16 protein-coding genes and 1 other RNA gene are annotated in these 16,611 nt (G+C 42.6%); 2 read left to right on the forward strand and 15 right to left on the reverse strand.

The annotated features are described in order from the left end of the window. Window positions 1-2: 2 nt before the first annotated feature. From radA to tadA, 5 genes are all read right to left on the reverse strand, one after another. On the reverse strand, window positions 3-1,364 hold the full coding sequence (radA, locus tag AT689_RS02250; RefSeq protein WP_078065389.1) for a DNA repair protein RadA: 1,362 nt from the start codon (window positions 1,362-1,364) through the stop codon (window positions 3-5). Window positions 1,365-1,377: 13 nt separating this feature from the next. Next, entirely contained in the window at window positions 1,378-1,893 is a 516-nt protein-coding gene (locus AT689_RS02255; RefSeq protein ID WP_000691236.1) for a histidine phosphatase family protein, read from the reverse strand. A 1-nt stretch (window position 1,894) separates the two neighbouring features. Then, a complete protein-coding gene (locus AT689_RS02260) occupies window positions 1,895-2,338 on the reverse strand; it encodes a dUTP diphosphatase (protein ID WP_000701992.1) in 444 nt (147 codons plus the stop codon). Between the two features lie 56 nt (window positions 2,339-2,394). Next, an RNA gene (ffs, locus tag AT689_RS02265) (signal recognition particle sRNA small type) lies at window positions 2,395-2,492 on the reverse strand. Between the two features lie 32 nt (window positions 2,493-2,524). Next, window positions 2,525-2,992: a tRNA adenosine(34) deaminase TadA gene (tadA, locus tag AT689_RS02270; protein ID WP_000291875.1), complete on the reverse strand. Its 468-nt coding sequence runs from the start codon at window positions 2,990-2,992 to the stop codon at window positions 2,525-2,527. 281 nt (window positions 2,993-3,273) lie between these two features. On the opposite strand from tadA, the gene AT689_RS12785 reads away from it, so the two are divergent. Next, window positions 3,274-3,423, forward strand: coding sequence for a hypothetical protein (locus AT689_RS12785; protein ID WP_001030863.1), 150 nt, complete (start codon window positions 3,274-3,276; stop codon window positions 3,421-3,423). Between the two features lie 141 nt (window positions 3,424-3,564). After that, entirely contained in the window at window positions 3,565-3,744 is a 180-nt protein-coding gene (locus tag AT689_RS02275) for a hypothetical protein (RefSeq protein WP_001209433.1), read from the forward strand. Window positions 3,745-4,013: 269 nt separating this feature from the next. Here the strand turns inward: AT689_RS02275 and AT689_RS02280 are convergent, their stop codons facing one another. The 10 genes from AT689_RS02280 to AT689_RS02325 are packed head-to-tail and all read right to left on the reverse strand — an operon-like array spanning window position 4,014 to window position 16,349. After that, window positions 4,014-4,970, reverse strand: a complete 957-nt coding sequence (locus AT689_RS02280; RefSeq protein ID WP_000350458.1) for an N-acetylmuramoyl-L-alanine amidase family protein — start codon at window positions 4,968-4,970, stop codon at window positions 4,014-4,016. Next, window positions 4,970-5,305, reverse strand: a complete 336-nt coding sequence (locus AT689_RS02285) for a phage holin (protein ID WP_001186237.1) — start codon at window positions 5,303-5,305, stop codon at window positions 4,970-4,972. Before AT689_RS02285 ends, AT689_RS02280 begins: the two co-directional genes overlap by 1 nt. A 3-nt stretch (window positions 5,306-5,308) precedes the next feature. Then, complete coding sequence (locus AT689_RS02290; RefSeq protein ID WP_001165344.1) at window positions 5,309-5,725, reverse strand: phage holin family protein; 417 nt, start codon at window positions 5,723-5,725, stop codon at window positions 5,309-5,311. Between the two features lie 9 nt (window positions 5,726-5,734). Continuing rightward, window positions 5,735-6,085, reverse strand: a complete 351-nt coding sequence (locus AT689_RS02295) for a hypothetical protein (RefSeq protein WP_000852247.1) — start codon at window positions 6,083-6,085, stop codon at window positions 5,735-5,737. 2 nt (window positions 6,086-6,087) lie between these two features. Continuing rightward, window positions 6,088-6,291 (reverse strand): hypothetical protein, encoded by a 204-nt coding sequence (locus AT689_RS02300; RefSeq protein WP_001091109.1) that lies wholly within the window; start codon window positions 6,289-6,291, stop codon window positions 6,088-6,090. After that, window positions 6,272-6,388, reverse strand: coding sequence for a hypothetical protein (locus AT689_RS13645; protein ID WP_001063632.1), 117 nt, complete (start codon window positions 6,386-6,388; stop codon window positions 6,272-6,274). The genes AT689_RS02300 and AT689_RS13645 overlap by 20 nt, the downstream gene beginning before the upstream one ends. Continuing rightward, window positions 6,385-9,603 carry a tail fiber domain-containing protein gene (locus tag AT689_RS13830; protein WP_000355393.1) on the reverse strand — a complete coding sequence of 1,073 codons (3,219 nt, stop codon included), beginning with the start codon at window positions 9,601-9,603 and terminating at the stop codon, window positions 6,385-6,387. The genes AT689_RS13645 and AT689_RS13830 overlap by 4 nt, the downstream gene beginning before the upstream one ends. A gap of 45 nt (window positions 9,604-9,648) precedes the next feature. After that, on the reverse strand, window positions 9,649-12,870 hold the full coding sequence (locus AT689_RS13835; protein WP_001844648.1) for a phage tail spike protein: 3,222 nt from the start codon (window positions 12,868-12,870) through the stop codon (window positions 9,649-9,651). Next, complete coding sequence (locus AT689_RS02320) at window positions 12,871-13,593, reverse strand: hypothetical protein (RefSeq protein ID WP_000589852.1); 723 nt, start codon at window positions 13,591-13,593, stop codon at window positions 12,871-12,873. Next, the gene (locus AT689_RS02325) at window positions 13,590-16,349 is read right to left on the reverse strand and encodes a hypothetical protein (RefSeq protein WP_000918322.1); all 2,760 of its coding nucleotides are present in this window, start codon (window positions 16,347-16,349) and stop codon (window positions 13,590-13,592) included. Before AT689_RS02325 ends, AT689_RS02320 begins: the two co-directional genes overlap by 4 nt. Between the last annotated feature and the right edge of the window lie 262 nt (window positions 16,350-16,611).

The raw sequence follows: 16,611 nt of genomic DNA on the forward strand, positions 1-16,611 counted from the left end.
GATTATGCAAAGACCTTTTTCAAAACTTCCTGAATCGTTGTCACGCCAATGACCTGAATTTCCTTAGGCAGAGTGATTCCTGTCAAGGAATTCTTAGGTACATAAATCTTAGTAAAGCCCAGTTTAGCAGCTTCGTTGATGCGTTGCTCAATACGATTCACGCGCCGAATCTCTCCTGTCAAGCCCAGTTCTCCGACAAAACATTCCTGAGGATTAGTTGGTTTGTCTTTGTAGCTCGAAGCAATAGCAACTGCAACAGCCAAGTCAATGGCAGGTTCATCCAATTTAACACCACCAGCAGATTTGAGATAGGCATCCTGATTTTGCAAGAGAAGCCCTGCCCGTTTTTCCAAAACAGCCATAATCAAGCTAGCACGGTTAAAATCAAGTCCTGTCGTAGTACGCTTGGCATTTCCAAACATGGTCGGTGTTACTAAAGCCTGAACCTCCGCCAAAATCGGACGCGTCCCTTCCATGGTTACAACGATGGAGGAACCAGTCGCCCCATCCAAACGCTCTTCTAGGAAAACTTGACTCGGATTGAGTACCTCAACCAAGCCGCCCGACTGCATCTCAAAAATCCCAATCTCATTAGTGGAACCAAAACGATTTTTGACCGCTCTCAAAATACGAAAGGTGTGGTGACGCTCCCCTTCAAAGTAAAGCACCGTATCCACCATATGCTCCAACATACGAGGCCCAGCCAAGGTTCCTTCTTTGGTCACATGACCTACGATAAAGATGGCAATGTTATTGGTCTTGGCCAACTGCATGAGTTCAGCGGTCACTTCACGCACCTGAGAAACAGACCCCTGCACCCCTGAAATCTCAGGAGACATAATGGTCTGGATAGAGTCAATAATGAAGAAGTCTGGCTGGATACGCTCCACTTCTGCACGAACACTCTGCATATTGGTCTCTGCATAGAGATAAAACTCACTATCAATATCACCTAAGCGCTCTGCACGTAATTTAATCTGCTGGGCAGACTCCTCCCCACTGACATAGAGAACTGTCCCCACTTGGGACAACTGGGTTGAGACTTGTAGGAGAAGAGTTGATTTCCCAATCCCAGGATCCCCACCGATGAGGACGAGACTTCCTGGTACCACTCCGCCTCCAAGCACACGGTTGAATTCCTCCATCTCCGTCTTGGTTCGATTGACATTGATGGAAGTCACCTCAGCTAGTTTCATGGGCTTGGTTTTCTCACCTGTCAAGGACACACGCGCATTCTTGACCTCGGCAACCTCAACCTCTTCCACAAAAGAAGACCAAGACCCACAGTTGGGGCAACGTCCCAGATATTTAGGGGAATTATACCCACAATTTTGACATACAAATGTCGCTTTTTTCTTTGCGATGACAAACCTCTTTCTATATCTCTAACTCACACTCAATCACTTGGCAAAAATCAATCTTCTCATTTGGCACAAACTGGCGCATGAGCATTCGATGAGCAACAACTACCACAGTCTGATGTTCTCGATACTTAGACATACATTCTAGAAACCGAGACTTCATTTCCGTAGCTGTCTCATATTGAATAGGACTATTAGGAAGCAACTCCCCCTTGTTTTCTAAAAACAGTCTTCTAGCTGTTTCAAAGTTTTCTATTCCTGTTTTATAGACCTGCCATTCATGTAATAAAGGCTCTACTCTTAAAGGAAGACCCGTAGCACAGACCACATACGAAGCCGTTTCTAAAGCTCTTGTGACTGCAGAAGATACGATTATTTCAGCTGACGAGAGTAAAGGATTTTTGCTCAATTTCTGGACTTGCTGCCGTCCCATCTCAGACAAGGGTGCCAAATCTATCCCAAATCCTATATAAGAACGCTCCTCTAACTCACGGTAATCTGGCTCCCCATGACGTACAAAGATAATCTTCATTCTAGTGCCCTGTCGATCCAAATCCACCAGTTCGAACGCCATCAGCTGCATCTCCATCTGCAATTAAGAAAGTAGCAAAAACAGCCTGGACAATACGTTCCCCAACTTCAAGAACAACCTCTTGATCTGTGATATTCTTCATCTGCGCAAAAATATGCCCTTCATTTCCAGGATTTCCATAATAATCCCCATCAATGACCCCAACTGAGTTAATTAAAACCAAGCCCTTCTTACGAGGATTTGAAGAACGATCATAGAGGTAGAGAACCTCAGTCGGCTGCATATAAGCCTTAACCCCTGTCGGAACCAAGACAATCTCTCCTGGCGCAACAACTGTACGCACAGCAACCTTTAAGTCGTAACCAGCCGCATGCGCTGTCTCACGCTTGGGCAATAAATTTTCATCTGTAAAACTCGAAACCAATTCAAAACCACGAATTTTCATAATTTTCTCTTTTCTATTATCATTTATTCTAGATTATTCTATCTTATTTATTCGGAAAAAGCACGAAAAAAAGAGCACACAATTCAAATCGCTTAGGGCTGCTGGATTCCTCCCCTGACCCGCTTCACGCAGAACTGTTGCTCCACTATTTATTATATCACATTCCTATTCATTTTAAAAGCAAAATTATTTTTTCCGTCTATTTCTAAAAAAATCCTGCATGATAGCTGCGCATTCATCTTCCAAAATTCCTATTTCAACCTCCACACGATGATTGAGACGCTCATCTGTCAAGATATTGTACAAACTCCCAGCAGCGCCAAATTTCTGGTTTTTAGCCCCATAGACCACATTTGGAATGCGGGCAAGCCCAATCGCTCCACTACACATGACACAAGGTTCAATGGTCACAAAAAGTGTGCAATCCAGCAAGCGCCAGCTCTCCTCACTCAAGTTCGCATCCTCTATAGCCATAATTTCCGCATGCATAACCGCTCGCTGTAATTCCTCACGCGCATTATGCCCACGACCAATGATTTCCCCATCTTTGACAATCACACAACCAATTGGAATTTCATCGTGTTCAAGAGCAATCTCAGCCTCTCTCAAAGCCTCCCTCATAAAGACTTCTTTTTCTTCAAGCGTATAATACATCTCTTTTCTCTTTTCCTACTTATCGATTTTATTATTATATCATGAATCCCAACACAAAAAAAGCCACCGAATGCGGTGACTCTATAGGGAGATTATTATGAAAAAGGTAAAATAAAACCTTATTAAATCAATGCTTTTGGAGGGTGCCCCCTCCAACTCCCCGACCTCTGGACAAGGTCTATTTTTTTTTGAAAAAATTAAAAAAAACTTCATCAAAACGCTTGACTTTCTCGGTGTACCGTGATATAATATAATCAAGATAAGGAAAGGGGGTGATGAAGTTGAACAAAGAAGATTGGCTCAGGTTACTTGAAAAGGCAATAGACAATATTCCTGAAACGGTAACTGCTATCGCAAGTCTAGTGACCGCAATAACGGTCGCAAGGCAAAACAAAAAGCGTAAACCGAAATCCCGTCAAAGAAAAAGGTAAACGCTAAGAGGTTGGGGCGAAAGCCCCTTACACCTCTATTTTATCAAATGGAAAGAGGAAATGCAATGGTTAGTGCAATAGCTATTTTTATAATTGCAATCAATGTATATATTTATCTAAAAAATAAAAAGGACAAATAAGATGAGAGAAGTTATTCAAGAATTGTTAGACAGTTCGATGTCTACATCTGCTATTTCCCAAGGTGCTGGAGTTCCATGGACTACTGTTTCTGACCTCAGAAAAGGAAAAACAAGCATGGACAAAATGGCACTTCTCACAGCAGAAAAACTTTATGAATTTGCTACAACTGATAAGCAGTGATTTCGATCACTGTTTTTATTTTTAACAAAACACCTCCCTATTTTTCATGTAAACGTTTTTTTGAACAATAGGATTTAGATTTCTGTTTCTAATCGTTCAAAATGCGTGTTTTTGAAAAATAGAACTTAACTCTAATTTTTTAGGCAAACCATTTATTTTGCTACCGACATTGGTGTCGGTTGGTTAGACGCTTTCTTGATTCAGACAAACAAAAAAACCGCAAGCCTGAGCCTGCGGTGAAAGAACAATTTAGAAAGTTTCCTTTCTATTTATTTAACTGTAATCAAGCCATCTGGCTCTACTGTGAAGTCTGGCTTATCTGCCAGTGTTCCGTCTGGTTTGAGGTAGTACCAACCTGTTCCGTCCGCTGACTGGATAAAGGCATTTGATACCATGGCGCCTTCTTTAGCGTCTAAGTAGTACCATGTGTCCTTGTACTTGACCCAGCCTGTCTTCATGGCACCTTCTACATCAAAATAGTACCACTTCTCAGCGATTTTCTTCCAGCCTGTGGCCATTTCGCCTGATTGGTCAAAGTAGTACCAATTACCGTCTGTGTGCTTCTTCCAGCGGTCTGAAAGCATATAGCCTGAGCCATCGAAATAATACCAGGTACCGTTGATTTTCTCAAACTTGTCTTTTGGATAAGAGCCGTCTGAGTGTACGTACCAGTAGCCAGTACCATTTTTCTGCCAGCCTGTCGCAGCGCTCAAGCCGTTTTCGATGTCTTGCTTAAACTGCTCACGGCTAATGCCCCAACTTGCAAGATATGGATAAGGGTCAACGTGGTCTGAGTGGTTGTTTGGTTGGTTATTCGTGCAATACTCGTGCGTTTTAATTCCAGCTAAACTCCCTGTATCAAGCGTTTTCGGCAAACCTGCTTCATCTGCTAGATTGCGTAGCAATTCGATATAGAGGCGATAGTCAGCCATAAACTCTTCCTTAGTTGAATGGCTTTCAATCAGTTCAACCGCTGCATAACTCTCAGCATTCCAACCGCCCCCAACATCCCAACTTCCGTTGTTCACAGGTCCTACCTGCATGATGCGGCCGTTTCCGACAACATGTGAAAAGAACCCTAGTTCAGGGTCCTTTCTATAGTGGTAATCAGCTTCATTTTGAGCGGTTGAGTTACGGTTGCCTGTTGAGTGAGCATGTACTTGTCGATAAGGCTGCACCCCAACCTGGGGCAAGCCTGTACGTAGTCTGTTTCTATCGATATCCATTACTCTTGTCCTTTCCAAGCGTCGTTCATCTGCTTCACGGCTGACTCCACAAAGGTGTCCAAGTCCTTGTCCGTCATACTGATATTATATTTGGTCAGCTCTGCACGAATTTTAGCGCGAGCCTGTGCCAGTTTTTCATCTCCCTTGTAGCCAGTTTCAGCAGCTACCTGCTCCACGGCATTAACTGCGTTCTTGGCCAAGATTTCAACAATCTTGATAGTCTTTTCTCCACCTTTTTTGACGAGGTATTCCTTGACTACCCTAACTACCACCCCTGCCAAAATGACTAGGATGCTGATTGCTCCATTAGTAATGATTTCAGTAATTTGTTGCATTTGTTATTCTCCTTTTTTCGTATCATCATCTTTTTCAAGTAATCGCTGAAATACTTTTACAATCGGCTGAAAAAGAGTAACATTTCCTTTTAATTTGCGGTAATTTTCAATGAGAGATTGAAAAGTAAATGCGATGTACCCGAGATAGATTGAGTGCAAGAATACAAAACCTGTCTTTTCAGGCAACAAAACGGACGCCGGAATGAGGATCATCAGTAAGAGAACCCCTGAAATCTTACGAAGGAGCCCGTTAATGCCGATTTTGCTCTTGTACTCGATGTCAGGATTGATAATCGCCGCAATCGTCCCTGTCACAAAATCAATGATTTCCATTGAGACAATCAGTGCTAGAGCGTACAAGACCAAACCATCTTCAGTCTGTACGACACTTCTTAGAAAATTGAAAAATTCAATTTGCATACACACCTCCTATTCTTTAGGTTTTACCGTTGGATCCGTCCAGTCAGGATTGCCCTCTGCATCAAATTTCATGATATAGAATTCATGATTCAACAGAACGGCTACGTTGATTGTTGTGATTGTACCCCCCCACTGGTTGAACGCCCAAACAGTTTCAACATCCTTGAATTGGCGACGGCCATTTACGATCACAGGACGTTTTTGAACATCACGATACATATAGAAGTCATCGCTTACATTCTTGCAACGAATGAACTCTCCATTTTCTTTCATGTAGCGCAAAGCGCTCGCAAGATCAAATGGTTCTGTGATTTTTGTAAGGTCTAGTAAGTTATCTGTGTTTTGAATTGTTTCTGCCATGTCTATTCTCCTTTGTCTGCTGGTTTAGTTTGTTCATCAAGCAGAGCTTCCAGCTCATCCACTCGTGCTTGAAGTCTTTGATTCTCTTCCCTTTGCTCATTCAACTGAATACTCAAGAAATTACTTGCAATCATCGAATCTGTTGAAGTTGTTGACATTTCACGAATTGTCATTTGTAAGGCTTGGTTAAGCTGTTCTGTGTTCATTTTCTAAGTTCTCCAATCTGTGTGTTCGTTTTCTATTTTCAAGAGCAAACTCCTGAATTGCTTTAAGTGCGATATTGGTCAACATGTTGTTATTCATGCTATTGTTTTCTCCATTTTTTCTATTTTTTGATTTAATTCTTGAATAGCCTTGATTAAGTAAGGAACTAAAGCGGTATAGTCGATATGTAGATAGCCATCTGGATTCTCAGGATCTCGTGAGACAATTCTTGGAACGATGGTTTCAGCCTCTTGAGCTATTAGACCAATCTCCTCGTGTTTCTTATTTTCGATGAAATCAAATGCAACCATTCTTAATCTGTTGATTTTGTCCAAGGCTTTCACAGCTGTATCTGTGATGTTCTCTTTTAAGCGTCTGTCTGATTTTTGTTCCATCCAATACTTCACGCTACCGCTACCGACCTGATTCCACCAAACAACCGCATTCCTTCCGCCTTTGGGATTCCAACCATCACCAAGCACATCTTTACTTCCAAGTTCGATACCATTTGAAAACACAGGAGAACGAGAAAAAGTAGTATTCCCATAGAAGTTTGCTCTCGATGAATTCGAAAAATCCACTTGATCATAAAAACCGACTTCATTCCTACAGTACATTTTCCCATCAGTATTGACGTTCCATGCTTTAGGTCCGGCATAGTTCCAATTATTTCCCCAGTTCGCCCAGAAGGCTGTCCGGACCCCATGCCCGGCACCATTCCCCATACCAACAGAGAACTGATTGACACCTGAAATCCAGCGACCGCCACCCTGATCAAATTGACCAAGTGTAAATCCACCGATTCGGCCTTGATAGGCTTCTAGGAAGGTTGAACTAGAAATGACGGACTCAACCTTAGTAGAGAAGATACGTTTAGATGTCAGTTGGTCAATAAAAGCGTCATTTGCAATCATTTTTCTAATAAACGCAGCATCAAATCTCACTTTATCAGCCGTGACCGCTTCAGCGTCTAATATCGTAGTCGTGACCGAACCAGCTTCAAAATTGGCCGTTTTGAGCTTATCAACCATGGCAGACTTGATGACTGCTCTGTCAATCAGGGTCTCTCCAGTGATGTGGGTCAATTTCCCAACAAAGCGGTTATGTCCATTGGCGCCAAGATTGATTCCAGAGATGATATCTCCAGCCGAGTTGATGTTTTCAACTACCCATGAGCCAGCTAGTTGAGTCATTTTTGTTTGCGTGGCTTCAAGCTTCTTATTCGCATCTGCGACTGCATCTTCTGGATGTGGTTGCCATGTTCTAGGTTTATAACCTTTGTACAAGTCAACTTCTGTAATATACAAATCAGCTGTTCCTGATGATGAGCCATTGTTATCAAAACGAATGTAAGCATTATCCATTTCTCCGGAATTAAAAGTTACTGAGACATCTTCGCATCTAGAGGTAGATAGTTTCTTGCTGCTAACAACTTTCTTAACGATTGTGAATCCATCGCTCTCGCCTGCTCTTCGTCCCAAAATATAAACATCATAGCTTGCGAGAGCACTGTTGTTAAATCCTCTAAAATTCAGTACATAGTCAGTATTTCGTTCAAGATTAAAACGGTGACTATACAAAAAGTTTTCGTTTTTAGTTGCATTACTTAAACGCATAAGGTCTTTCTGCCCGTTGTGATAAAAGCTATGCTTAACCAATCTTCCTAAATTTTGAGTTGAGCCCCATTCATTCGTACCATTTTTAAAATCACTATTCTTAATGAGGTTAGGGCCGCTTACACTATATTTCCCAACCTCAACCTGAAACAGTTGATTGGTCAGAGCCATGCGAGCAACCTTATCCGCAATTCCATTTTCAGTATTGCCCAAAATCCGCTCGTAAAGTTTACTGGTTTCCTTAACACGCTGGAAGTCAGTAGTCTCTACTTTTCGCGCTAGTTGATTGGTCACATTCGCAAATTGACTATCAGCATTCGCTTTGTTTGCAGAAACCTGATCAGATATTCTACCCATTTGTCGTTCAGCATTATCCTTGTTTGTAGCGACCTGAGTCTTTAAATTTGAAATCTGATTATCTGTGCCTTGTTTATTACTGTTTATCCGATTTGAAATATTTGAAATCTGAGTAGTGGTTCCTTGCTCACTGCTTGTAAGTCTATTTGATAGACCACTGATTTGACCGCCCACATCTTGCTTATAAGTAGTTATCTGACTTGAAATATCCGTGAACTTACCATCTACAGATTGACGATAGCTAGCGATTTGACTAGCGATGTCTTTATTCGCACTAGTTTTAACAGCTTCAATCCTCTGATTGATACCCTTAACATCTTCTTGATAAGTAGCCTTACCAACGAAATCACGATTGACCAGCTCACGGACTGCTGTCGCTTGTCTCGTGCTCTCCTCACGAGTATAGCGCTGTAGGGCTTCCTGTCGCTGACCGTCTTTATTTACATATTCCTGAATAGCTGATAAGTCGGTTCGCAAGCCCTGAGCTGTCCGCTCAAAGGTTGCCTTAGCCTCAGTGATGAGGCCTTCGGTGTCTTCCAGAGCTGGGCTCCAATCGCTTTTTAAGCGACCTTTCGAGACTTTAGGCTTTTTAAGGTACAAAATTGAGTTGCTAGCAAAATTATAGCCGTAAATGTAAAATTGGACTTTTTTTGTCAGGTCAATGTCATCATTGACCTTTAAGTCAATTCCTAGCCTAGTCCAACGGCCTTTTTCAGTAACTTCAATTTTTGTTCGACCTGCGTAAAAATTGAGTTTGCCAGTCGAGTTGTGATAGTAAAATCCAAATTTGATATGAGTGCCTAAATCTGTCGCATACAAATCAGCTGAAAAGTAATACTCTCCAGCTGAGATGACTCCGATTTTAAAATCAGTTGACAATGCTTTCCAGTGTCGGGAGCCGTCGCTCTCGTTAAAGGCAAAGACAGTATCACTAAACGTTTCCGTGTCAAAATACCCATGCTGGATATTTTGAGCATTTGGAATACCAGCATTGTACGGATTGTACCAGTAAGGCGCAATCATGTTTTGATAGGTCTTGCCGTTAGCTGTATAACGCTGTCCGTTATCCCTCAGATTTTTAAAATCTGAGTTTACAAACAGATTCTCGCCAACCGACAGACTTGTCAGCTCCTCTCTCAACTTCCCAGCCTCCGCTGTTACCAAGGTCTTGTCAGCCTTGTCCTTGGTTGCATTCAGGATTTCCTGACGGATTCCGCTTGCTCGCACCTCAAATTCAGCCTGACTCAACTTCTGATTTAGCTTGTTCTGCGTGTCTGTCTCAAGACTCTTCACCGACTGCCTAATATTTTCAGCAGTCACGTTGAGTGAGCTGATATCCACTTTGGTTCTAAGGCCTTCAGTCAGACGGCTTACACCAGCGTCGAGTTAGTTGGCTCGTTGTTTGAAGGTCGATTCAACTGTTGAAATCTGACCTTCTATATCTTCAGGAGCTTCTGAATAAGAAGTATCTACATCGCTTATTTCAAACTTCGGCATCCAAATCCAAATGGTTCCTTCCTGGTTGAAATTGAACAACCATTCATTTGTGGTCTGCTTGGATTCGTTTGTCCAACCTTTTGGAATATGGACAACATATCGCTTAATTTCTGTCGACAATGTCACATTTCCAGTTTTATATCCGATATTCCCTAATCGAGATCTTAGCATTATTCCATTTTTATTTGCCTTAGCATAAAAACTAATGGTTACATCTTGATTAGTCGTACTTCCGGGAATTACTTTCCCGAATTGACCCAGAGCTGGATAAGTAACCTTGGGATTACCTCCATCACGGCCAGATGGATTCAAACCTATAATTTTAAGAGCCTTGTGTCCAAGATACTTACTTTCGCTATCGATAGTAGCCGTATATGTACTCGTTGTCCAAATTCCTGTTTTTGGAATATCCTGCTTGAATAGTGAGTTCAAGAATAGATTTCGACCGGATGCCTGCACACTCGCAATCCGACTAGCCAGCTCCTCAGCTGTCTGCGTGAGTTCTGACTTGCTGGCTTTATCCTTGGTTGCGTTCAGGATTTCCTGACGGATAGAGCCGGCTCGCACCTCAAATTCAGCCTGACTCAACTTCTGATTTAGCTTGTTCTGCGTATCTGTCTCAAGGCTCTTCACAGATTGCCGGATATTTTCAGCAGTCACATTGAGTGAGCTGATATCCGCTTTGGTTCTAAGGCCTTCAGTCAAGCTTCTTACACCAGCGTCGAGTGAATCAGCACGCTGTTTAAAGTTGGATTCGACTACTGAGACACGGTCTTCTTGGTCTTCATACGCTGGTTGATAGGCTGGAAAATAATTACCAACCGATAACATAGCGTTCTCAATGACGACCTGCAGACCAGCAGGAAATCCATAATTAGTACCAAAACGAATGAACACATTATTAGTCTGATAGTCCTCAGAAGAACTAGACAAGTCAATCGTAAACTCAAAATGTTGGCGTTCGACAGTTCCACCTTTAAAAATTAAGTTTCTGTAGGCATACCATGGATGAGCACTAAAATGCACCATAGCAGGCATGTCATTTACTAGGGCGACAGGGAAAGTCACATCAAAAGATATGCGAACATAATCACGCTTGAACCTGTCACTGTTCTTCCAGAAATCAGGAACTATGAATGTTCGATAGTCGTATACCGCTTGACCTCCTGTTGTGAACGTTCTTGAACGTGAATTCCTGAAGTAATTCCGTGAACTACCTGCCTGCACACTCGCAATCCGACTAGCCAGCTCCTCAGCTGTTTGCGTAAGTTCTGACTTGCTGGCTTTACCATTGGCCAAGTTGGTCAGTTCTGACAGTCTACGAGTCGTCGTCTCCTTATACGTCGCTTGCGCTGACTTCACGCCAGCCAGTTCATTCTTAGTCCGGCTAAGTGCTTCAACTTGCTTGGCAATCTCAGCTTCAGCCTGTGCTTGCTTCGGTCGAATATCGTTTGCGATAGTTTGTTTTAGAACATCCAAGTCACCTGACAAAGCCGTCTGAGCGCTCGTAGTCTGCGACTTAAACGCTTCAAGTCTAGCAACAGAATCCAGCTCAATCCGCTTAGCTTCCTGTGCAAGTAGGGTACTTGCGCCAGCCAGTTCATTTTTAGTCCGGCTAAGTGCTTCAGCTTGCTTGGCAATCTCAGCTTCAGCCTGTGCTTGCTTCGGTCGAATATCATTCGCGATAGTCCGTTTCAGAGCGTCCAAGTCACCCGACAGAGCCGTTTGTGCGCTCGTAGTCTGCGACTTAAACGCTTCAAGTCTAGCGACAGAATCCAGCCCAATCCGCTTAGCTTCCTGTGCAAGCAGGGTACTTGCGCCAGCATTTCGCAAAGCTTCCTCAGCCTTGCGCTTAGTTTCTTTCAATGGCCCGTTGTCAAAGCTATTAAATCGCTGATTGATAGTGTCAGACAGTTCTCTCTTGACTTCTTCAGCTCTGGCTTTGGCCAGTTCAATATCGTCAGAAATTTCCTGTCTAAGCAATCCAGCCTTATGATCAAAGTCTAAGTCAGCATTTTGAAGAGCCTTTTCAAGGGCGATTTCTTGTGCAGATTCTGTCACTCCAAGAATTGCATCGGCTGCGCTAGATAGGCCACCAGAAGCTCTAGAACCACCAATACCTGCCTTATCATCGAAAGTCAGAGAGATGTATTCTTCTTTTAAGGCATCGAACTCATAAGCAATAGCTTTCTTGAATGCATCGACATTATGTTTCCAGCTCTTGAGATTGACCGTGTCGCCCATATGGACCACTTGCCCATCAAGTTCATAAGCTTCAATTTTGATAGCATCAGAGACCTTGTCAATTCCCTCATTTGAGAACTTAGACTGTGCCCACTTCTGCAACTCTTCAACGGATTTTGCGTTGTTGTTCTCATACTCTTTTTCGTTTATATAAGGATAAGAATTAATAAGAGGACTATCAACAGTCACTCTGATAGTTGTTTCCTTTTCAGCACCTTCAGGCTTAAATGTGGATCGAGCATGAATCCTTGTAACAACATTTTGACTGTTTTTGGTTCGTTGGTAGTCCTTCAGATTCTTATGTGTTGTAATAACAACACCACGATTCTCACCACGACTCTTCTTTACAGTCATCGCAAAGTTATCACGCACCAGCTCGCCTTCCCACGTTCCGGCGATACTATGCTTGCCGTCCAGCAATACAGAGTACAGGGTTTCTGTCTCAGTCGTGTTGAATGTCCTACGGTCCTGGATATCACTGTTGAATGAGAAGTCTCCAAGAGCCGTTTTGGTGTTTTGTACCATGCGAGCAAGAGCCATGCCACAACTCTGACTAGTCACACTCATTTGTGTGATAGATCGTTGCATCACATCATCTGAAATGTGATAGGCTGTGATTTCCAGATGGTCATTGTGCTCAACAGGTTTCTTGATACGAAATAGCTGCGCTCCTAAGACAGGAGTCGGAGCCTTTATCAGCATATCTTCTTGGATGAGCTGGTAAATACCAGAATCAGAAATAGGATATTTCACAGTCAAGGTAAAATCGCCATTCATAGTTTCTTTCACAATCGCCGAAGTCGCTTCATGAAGTGGCTCCCCGTTCCATCGAACGGTTCTTACATCTTTATTAAGTAGATAAAGCAATTATGCCCACCCCCAAACCGTTTCGATTTCAATCGATTGAATACCTGGGCCTAAAACAACCCCAATATTCTTCACTTTCGCTGGATCAACTGTGATAAAATCCCCTGACCATTTGACTGGCTTCCCTGTTGTTGTTTTAAAACTTGGATTGTCAGGATTATTAACCATCACAAGCGACTCAGTGAGTCGTTCAAGACGAATGACCTGACCAGCAATTGTAAATGAAGTTTCAGAAGCGCTCTGACCAACGATTGTGATTTTAGGAAAGGCAAGAGCAGAACCTTGAACGGTCAAAGTCCCACTTCTTGTCAATCTCTGTGTATCGGAGTCTTTAAAGTATTTTGTAGGATGGCAAGTGAAGGTTGCTTTGGTCATGTAAAGACCAGGTTGCACTTCTTCAAGGTCGCTCACATTGACCTTATAGCACCAAAGACGAGTTGTTTTGACTCGCTCACTCTCTAGCCAGAACTTTTCACGGATAAACAGACTCATAAATTGGTTCATCTGTTCTTCAGTAGGTTTGACCAAGTAAATCGTATAAGTTTTCTTGACCAGTTCCCTATGCTTGTTTGTCTGAACGATTGCCCCACTGACACCACCATGCTCCAAGAGAGCTGTCTTGCTCTCTCCTAGAGCGATTGAAGGAGAGTCATGGACAATGATCTTAAATGGAAAAGACGATGTCCTCACACCGTCAATCACAAGCTCATTATGCTTTATCATGCAAACCCTCCTCTCAATTGTCTCCTACGTTGTAATTCGTCAGCAATACGCTGAGCCACCTCATCAGCAATCCGACTGATGTCAGCTTCTTCTCTGACGGTGTTACCAGTAATAGTAATGTTGATGGTTGGTGAAGTTCCACCCATAGTTTGAGCGATACCTCGACCGATGGCTCCAAGCGTTTTGTCGTTAAGTGGCAATACTGCTTCATTCCCAGCTTCACCACCAACCATTATGTTATTACCATTCATTCCAAAGATAGTTGGTTTCGTCATGATACCGCCTTTGGCATACCATTCGATTCCAATACTTGGAACACCTTGACTCAACCAATCTAATGGATTGGCCGAACCACTCACGTAAAAGTGAGGTAGTGGGATATGTGGCCAGCTGATGTTGAAGTTAAACAATCCTTTGATGGCTTCAATAGCTGAAGAAACAGCATCCCTTGCACCATTGATAGCACTTGAAATGGTACTCTTGATACCTTCCCAAACACTTGATACAGTACTAGATATAGCATTTAACACATTTGAGACAGTGTCCTTGATGCTGTTCCAGATATTTGATACAGTTCCTGAAATGCCGTTGAGAATATTTGAAATATAACTCTGGATAGCTGAGAAAATAGTCTGAACAATGCTTTGAATAGCTTGCCATACAGTAGAAAACACTCCCTTGATAGTTTCCCAAGCTCCTGACCAATCACCAGTAATGATCTGCATAACTGCTTGGATAACACCAAGGACAACATTGATTGCAGTCTCAACAACGATCTTGATGATTTCCCAAGTTGTTGTAATGATCAGTTGAATGTTATCCCAGCCAGCTTGGAGCAAGGGGCCAAGTATATCCAGTATTGTACTGATGACCGTATAAATGGCATTCCAGACAGTCTCAGCACTTGTCCTGATAAGTTCCTGGTTCTCCGTCCACCAAGTAACAACCGTCCCGAATATACTCATGATGAAATCAGAGATTTCTGAAACAACTGTATTGATAACGGCTAGTATAGCATTCCAAACGGTCGTGACCGCATCTCGAAAACCTTCGTTAGTTTCCCAGAGATATTTTACAATAACAATAATTGCAGCAACTGCAGCAGCAATTGCAATAGCTGTTCCAATAATTGGCAATGCGGCAATTATCATTTCTCCAATAGATATTTTTAAAAACTCAGCAAGGGCTTGCAAGGTTAAGAATATGGGGGCTATGACCCCTACAGCAGTCACAACTGTTCCTAAAATAACAACAAAATCTTTTACTGGATCAGGCAAGGAATTGAACAGCTCGGCCACACCTTTCACAATCGTTGCCAAGGTTTGAAAAACAGGAATCATCATTTCTAGAAGAGGTTGACCAATAGCAGATAATGCATTGGTCCCAGCTTGTTTCAGATTCCCCATCACGTTTTCTAGGCCGTCTGATTCTCTTGCAGCCTGTCCAAGAGCTCCTGAGAGTTTATTTCCGTCTTCGACCATCTGAAGCAAGGTCAATTGCTTCTGCGCTTCGCTCAAGTCCTTGAATGACTTTCCGTACAATTTATTTGCAGCTGCATTCCTGGTCGTTTCTGTCGCAGAGATTCCAAGAGCGGCATCGTTAGCAAAGTTTCCTTTCAGGAAAGATTGTAGGCTTTCTGATACGCTCTCGATGGACTTGTCGTAAAAAGCTGCGCCATCCGCCGCTGCCCTAGTTGCACGGGAAGTCAGGTCCAATGCTTGCGCAGTGTCTAGTCCTGAAGTTTTAGCAAATGAAGCCATCTGAGTAAATGACCCTTGTAAACGCTCTGGGACAATATCCATTTCCTGACCAATAGCATTCAACGCTTCTCTTGCTTGGGTTTCCATATCTCCGAAAACGGTAGTAAATTGAGCATTACTAGCTTGCATTTGAGCAGCTGCTTCTAACGCTTCTTTTCCTACTTCCACAAGCTTTTCTGAAATAGCACTCAACTTCTCACTAAACTGTTGAAGTAGTTCTGCTCTTAAATTTCTTGAGATTTCACTTAAACTTTCTTGAGTGCTATCAGCAGCAGACTTTGTTCCCTTCATCTCATCATTGAGATGATTAAAAGCAGTCTTAGCCTGATTTAGCTCAGATTCCATCTTGTTGGCTTGTGTGGAGTTCTCACCAAATTCTTTTTTAGTGATTTCCAATTGCTGTTCTAGATTTGAAATCTGTTTACTTACAATCTCAGACTGGGCACCAATCTTTTTCTGGGCAAGAGCATTTCTCTCGGCTTCACTAGCATTTGAACCCAAAGCGCTTTCTTGCAGTTTGAATGAACTTGTCACCTTACTCATCTCTGAAGCAAGTTGACTCTGCTCATTTTGCAACTCTTTTAATTGGTTCTTGTTGTTCTGAGTAGCACTCCCATTCTCATTAAGCGCCTGATTCACATTTGCAAGCTTACCCTCATATCCTTTTAGGACGTTTTGAGTAACTTCGACTTCGCGTTGAAAGGCACGGTACTGATCAGCACCGATATCACCATTTTTGAACTGCTGTTCCACCTGAGACTGAGCTTGTCTCAAGGTTTCCAGTTTCTCCTTGGTCGTCGAAACTTGCTTTTGTAAGACCTCTTGTTTCTGAGTCAGGAGCGTTACGTTCCCTGTATCAAATTTCAAGGCCTTGTCAATCTGTCTCAACTCCTGACTTGCATCAGTAGCGGCCTTATTGACATTTTTCAGCGCCTTCTGCAAGGGTTGCGTGTCGCCATCGATTTCAATTTTGATACCTTTGATATTTCCTGCCATATTTCCTCCTTTCTCAAAAAAATAGAAAAGCGCTGAGAGAACTTCTACCACTGATAATGCAGCCAGACCAAGGAACTTGGTCTCAGAATCGCTCTCTCAGCACTCATTTTTCTTTAAAAACTGTCAAAATCAGCTTGCGTGGCTTTCCGTTCGCCACCCTTATCCTCGCTCCGTAGATTCACATAATCCGTCTGATAATCCAGAGCCATTCCGATTGAAATGTGCTTTAGATCATCAATAGAAAGACCAGTTTCTTTACAGC

This window comes from Streptococcus pneumoniae, assembly GCF_001457635.1.
Lineage (GTDB): Bacteria > Bacillota > Bacilli > Lactobacillales > Streptococcaceae > Streptococcus > Streptococcus pneumoniae.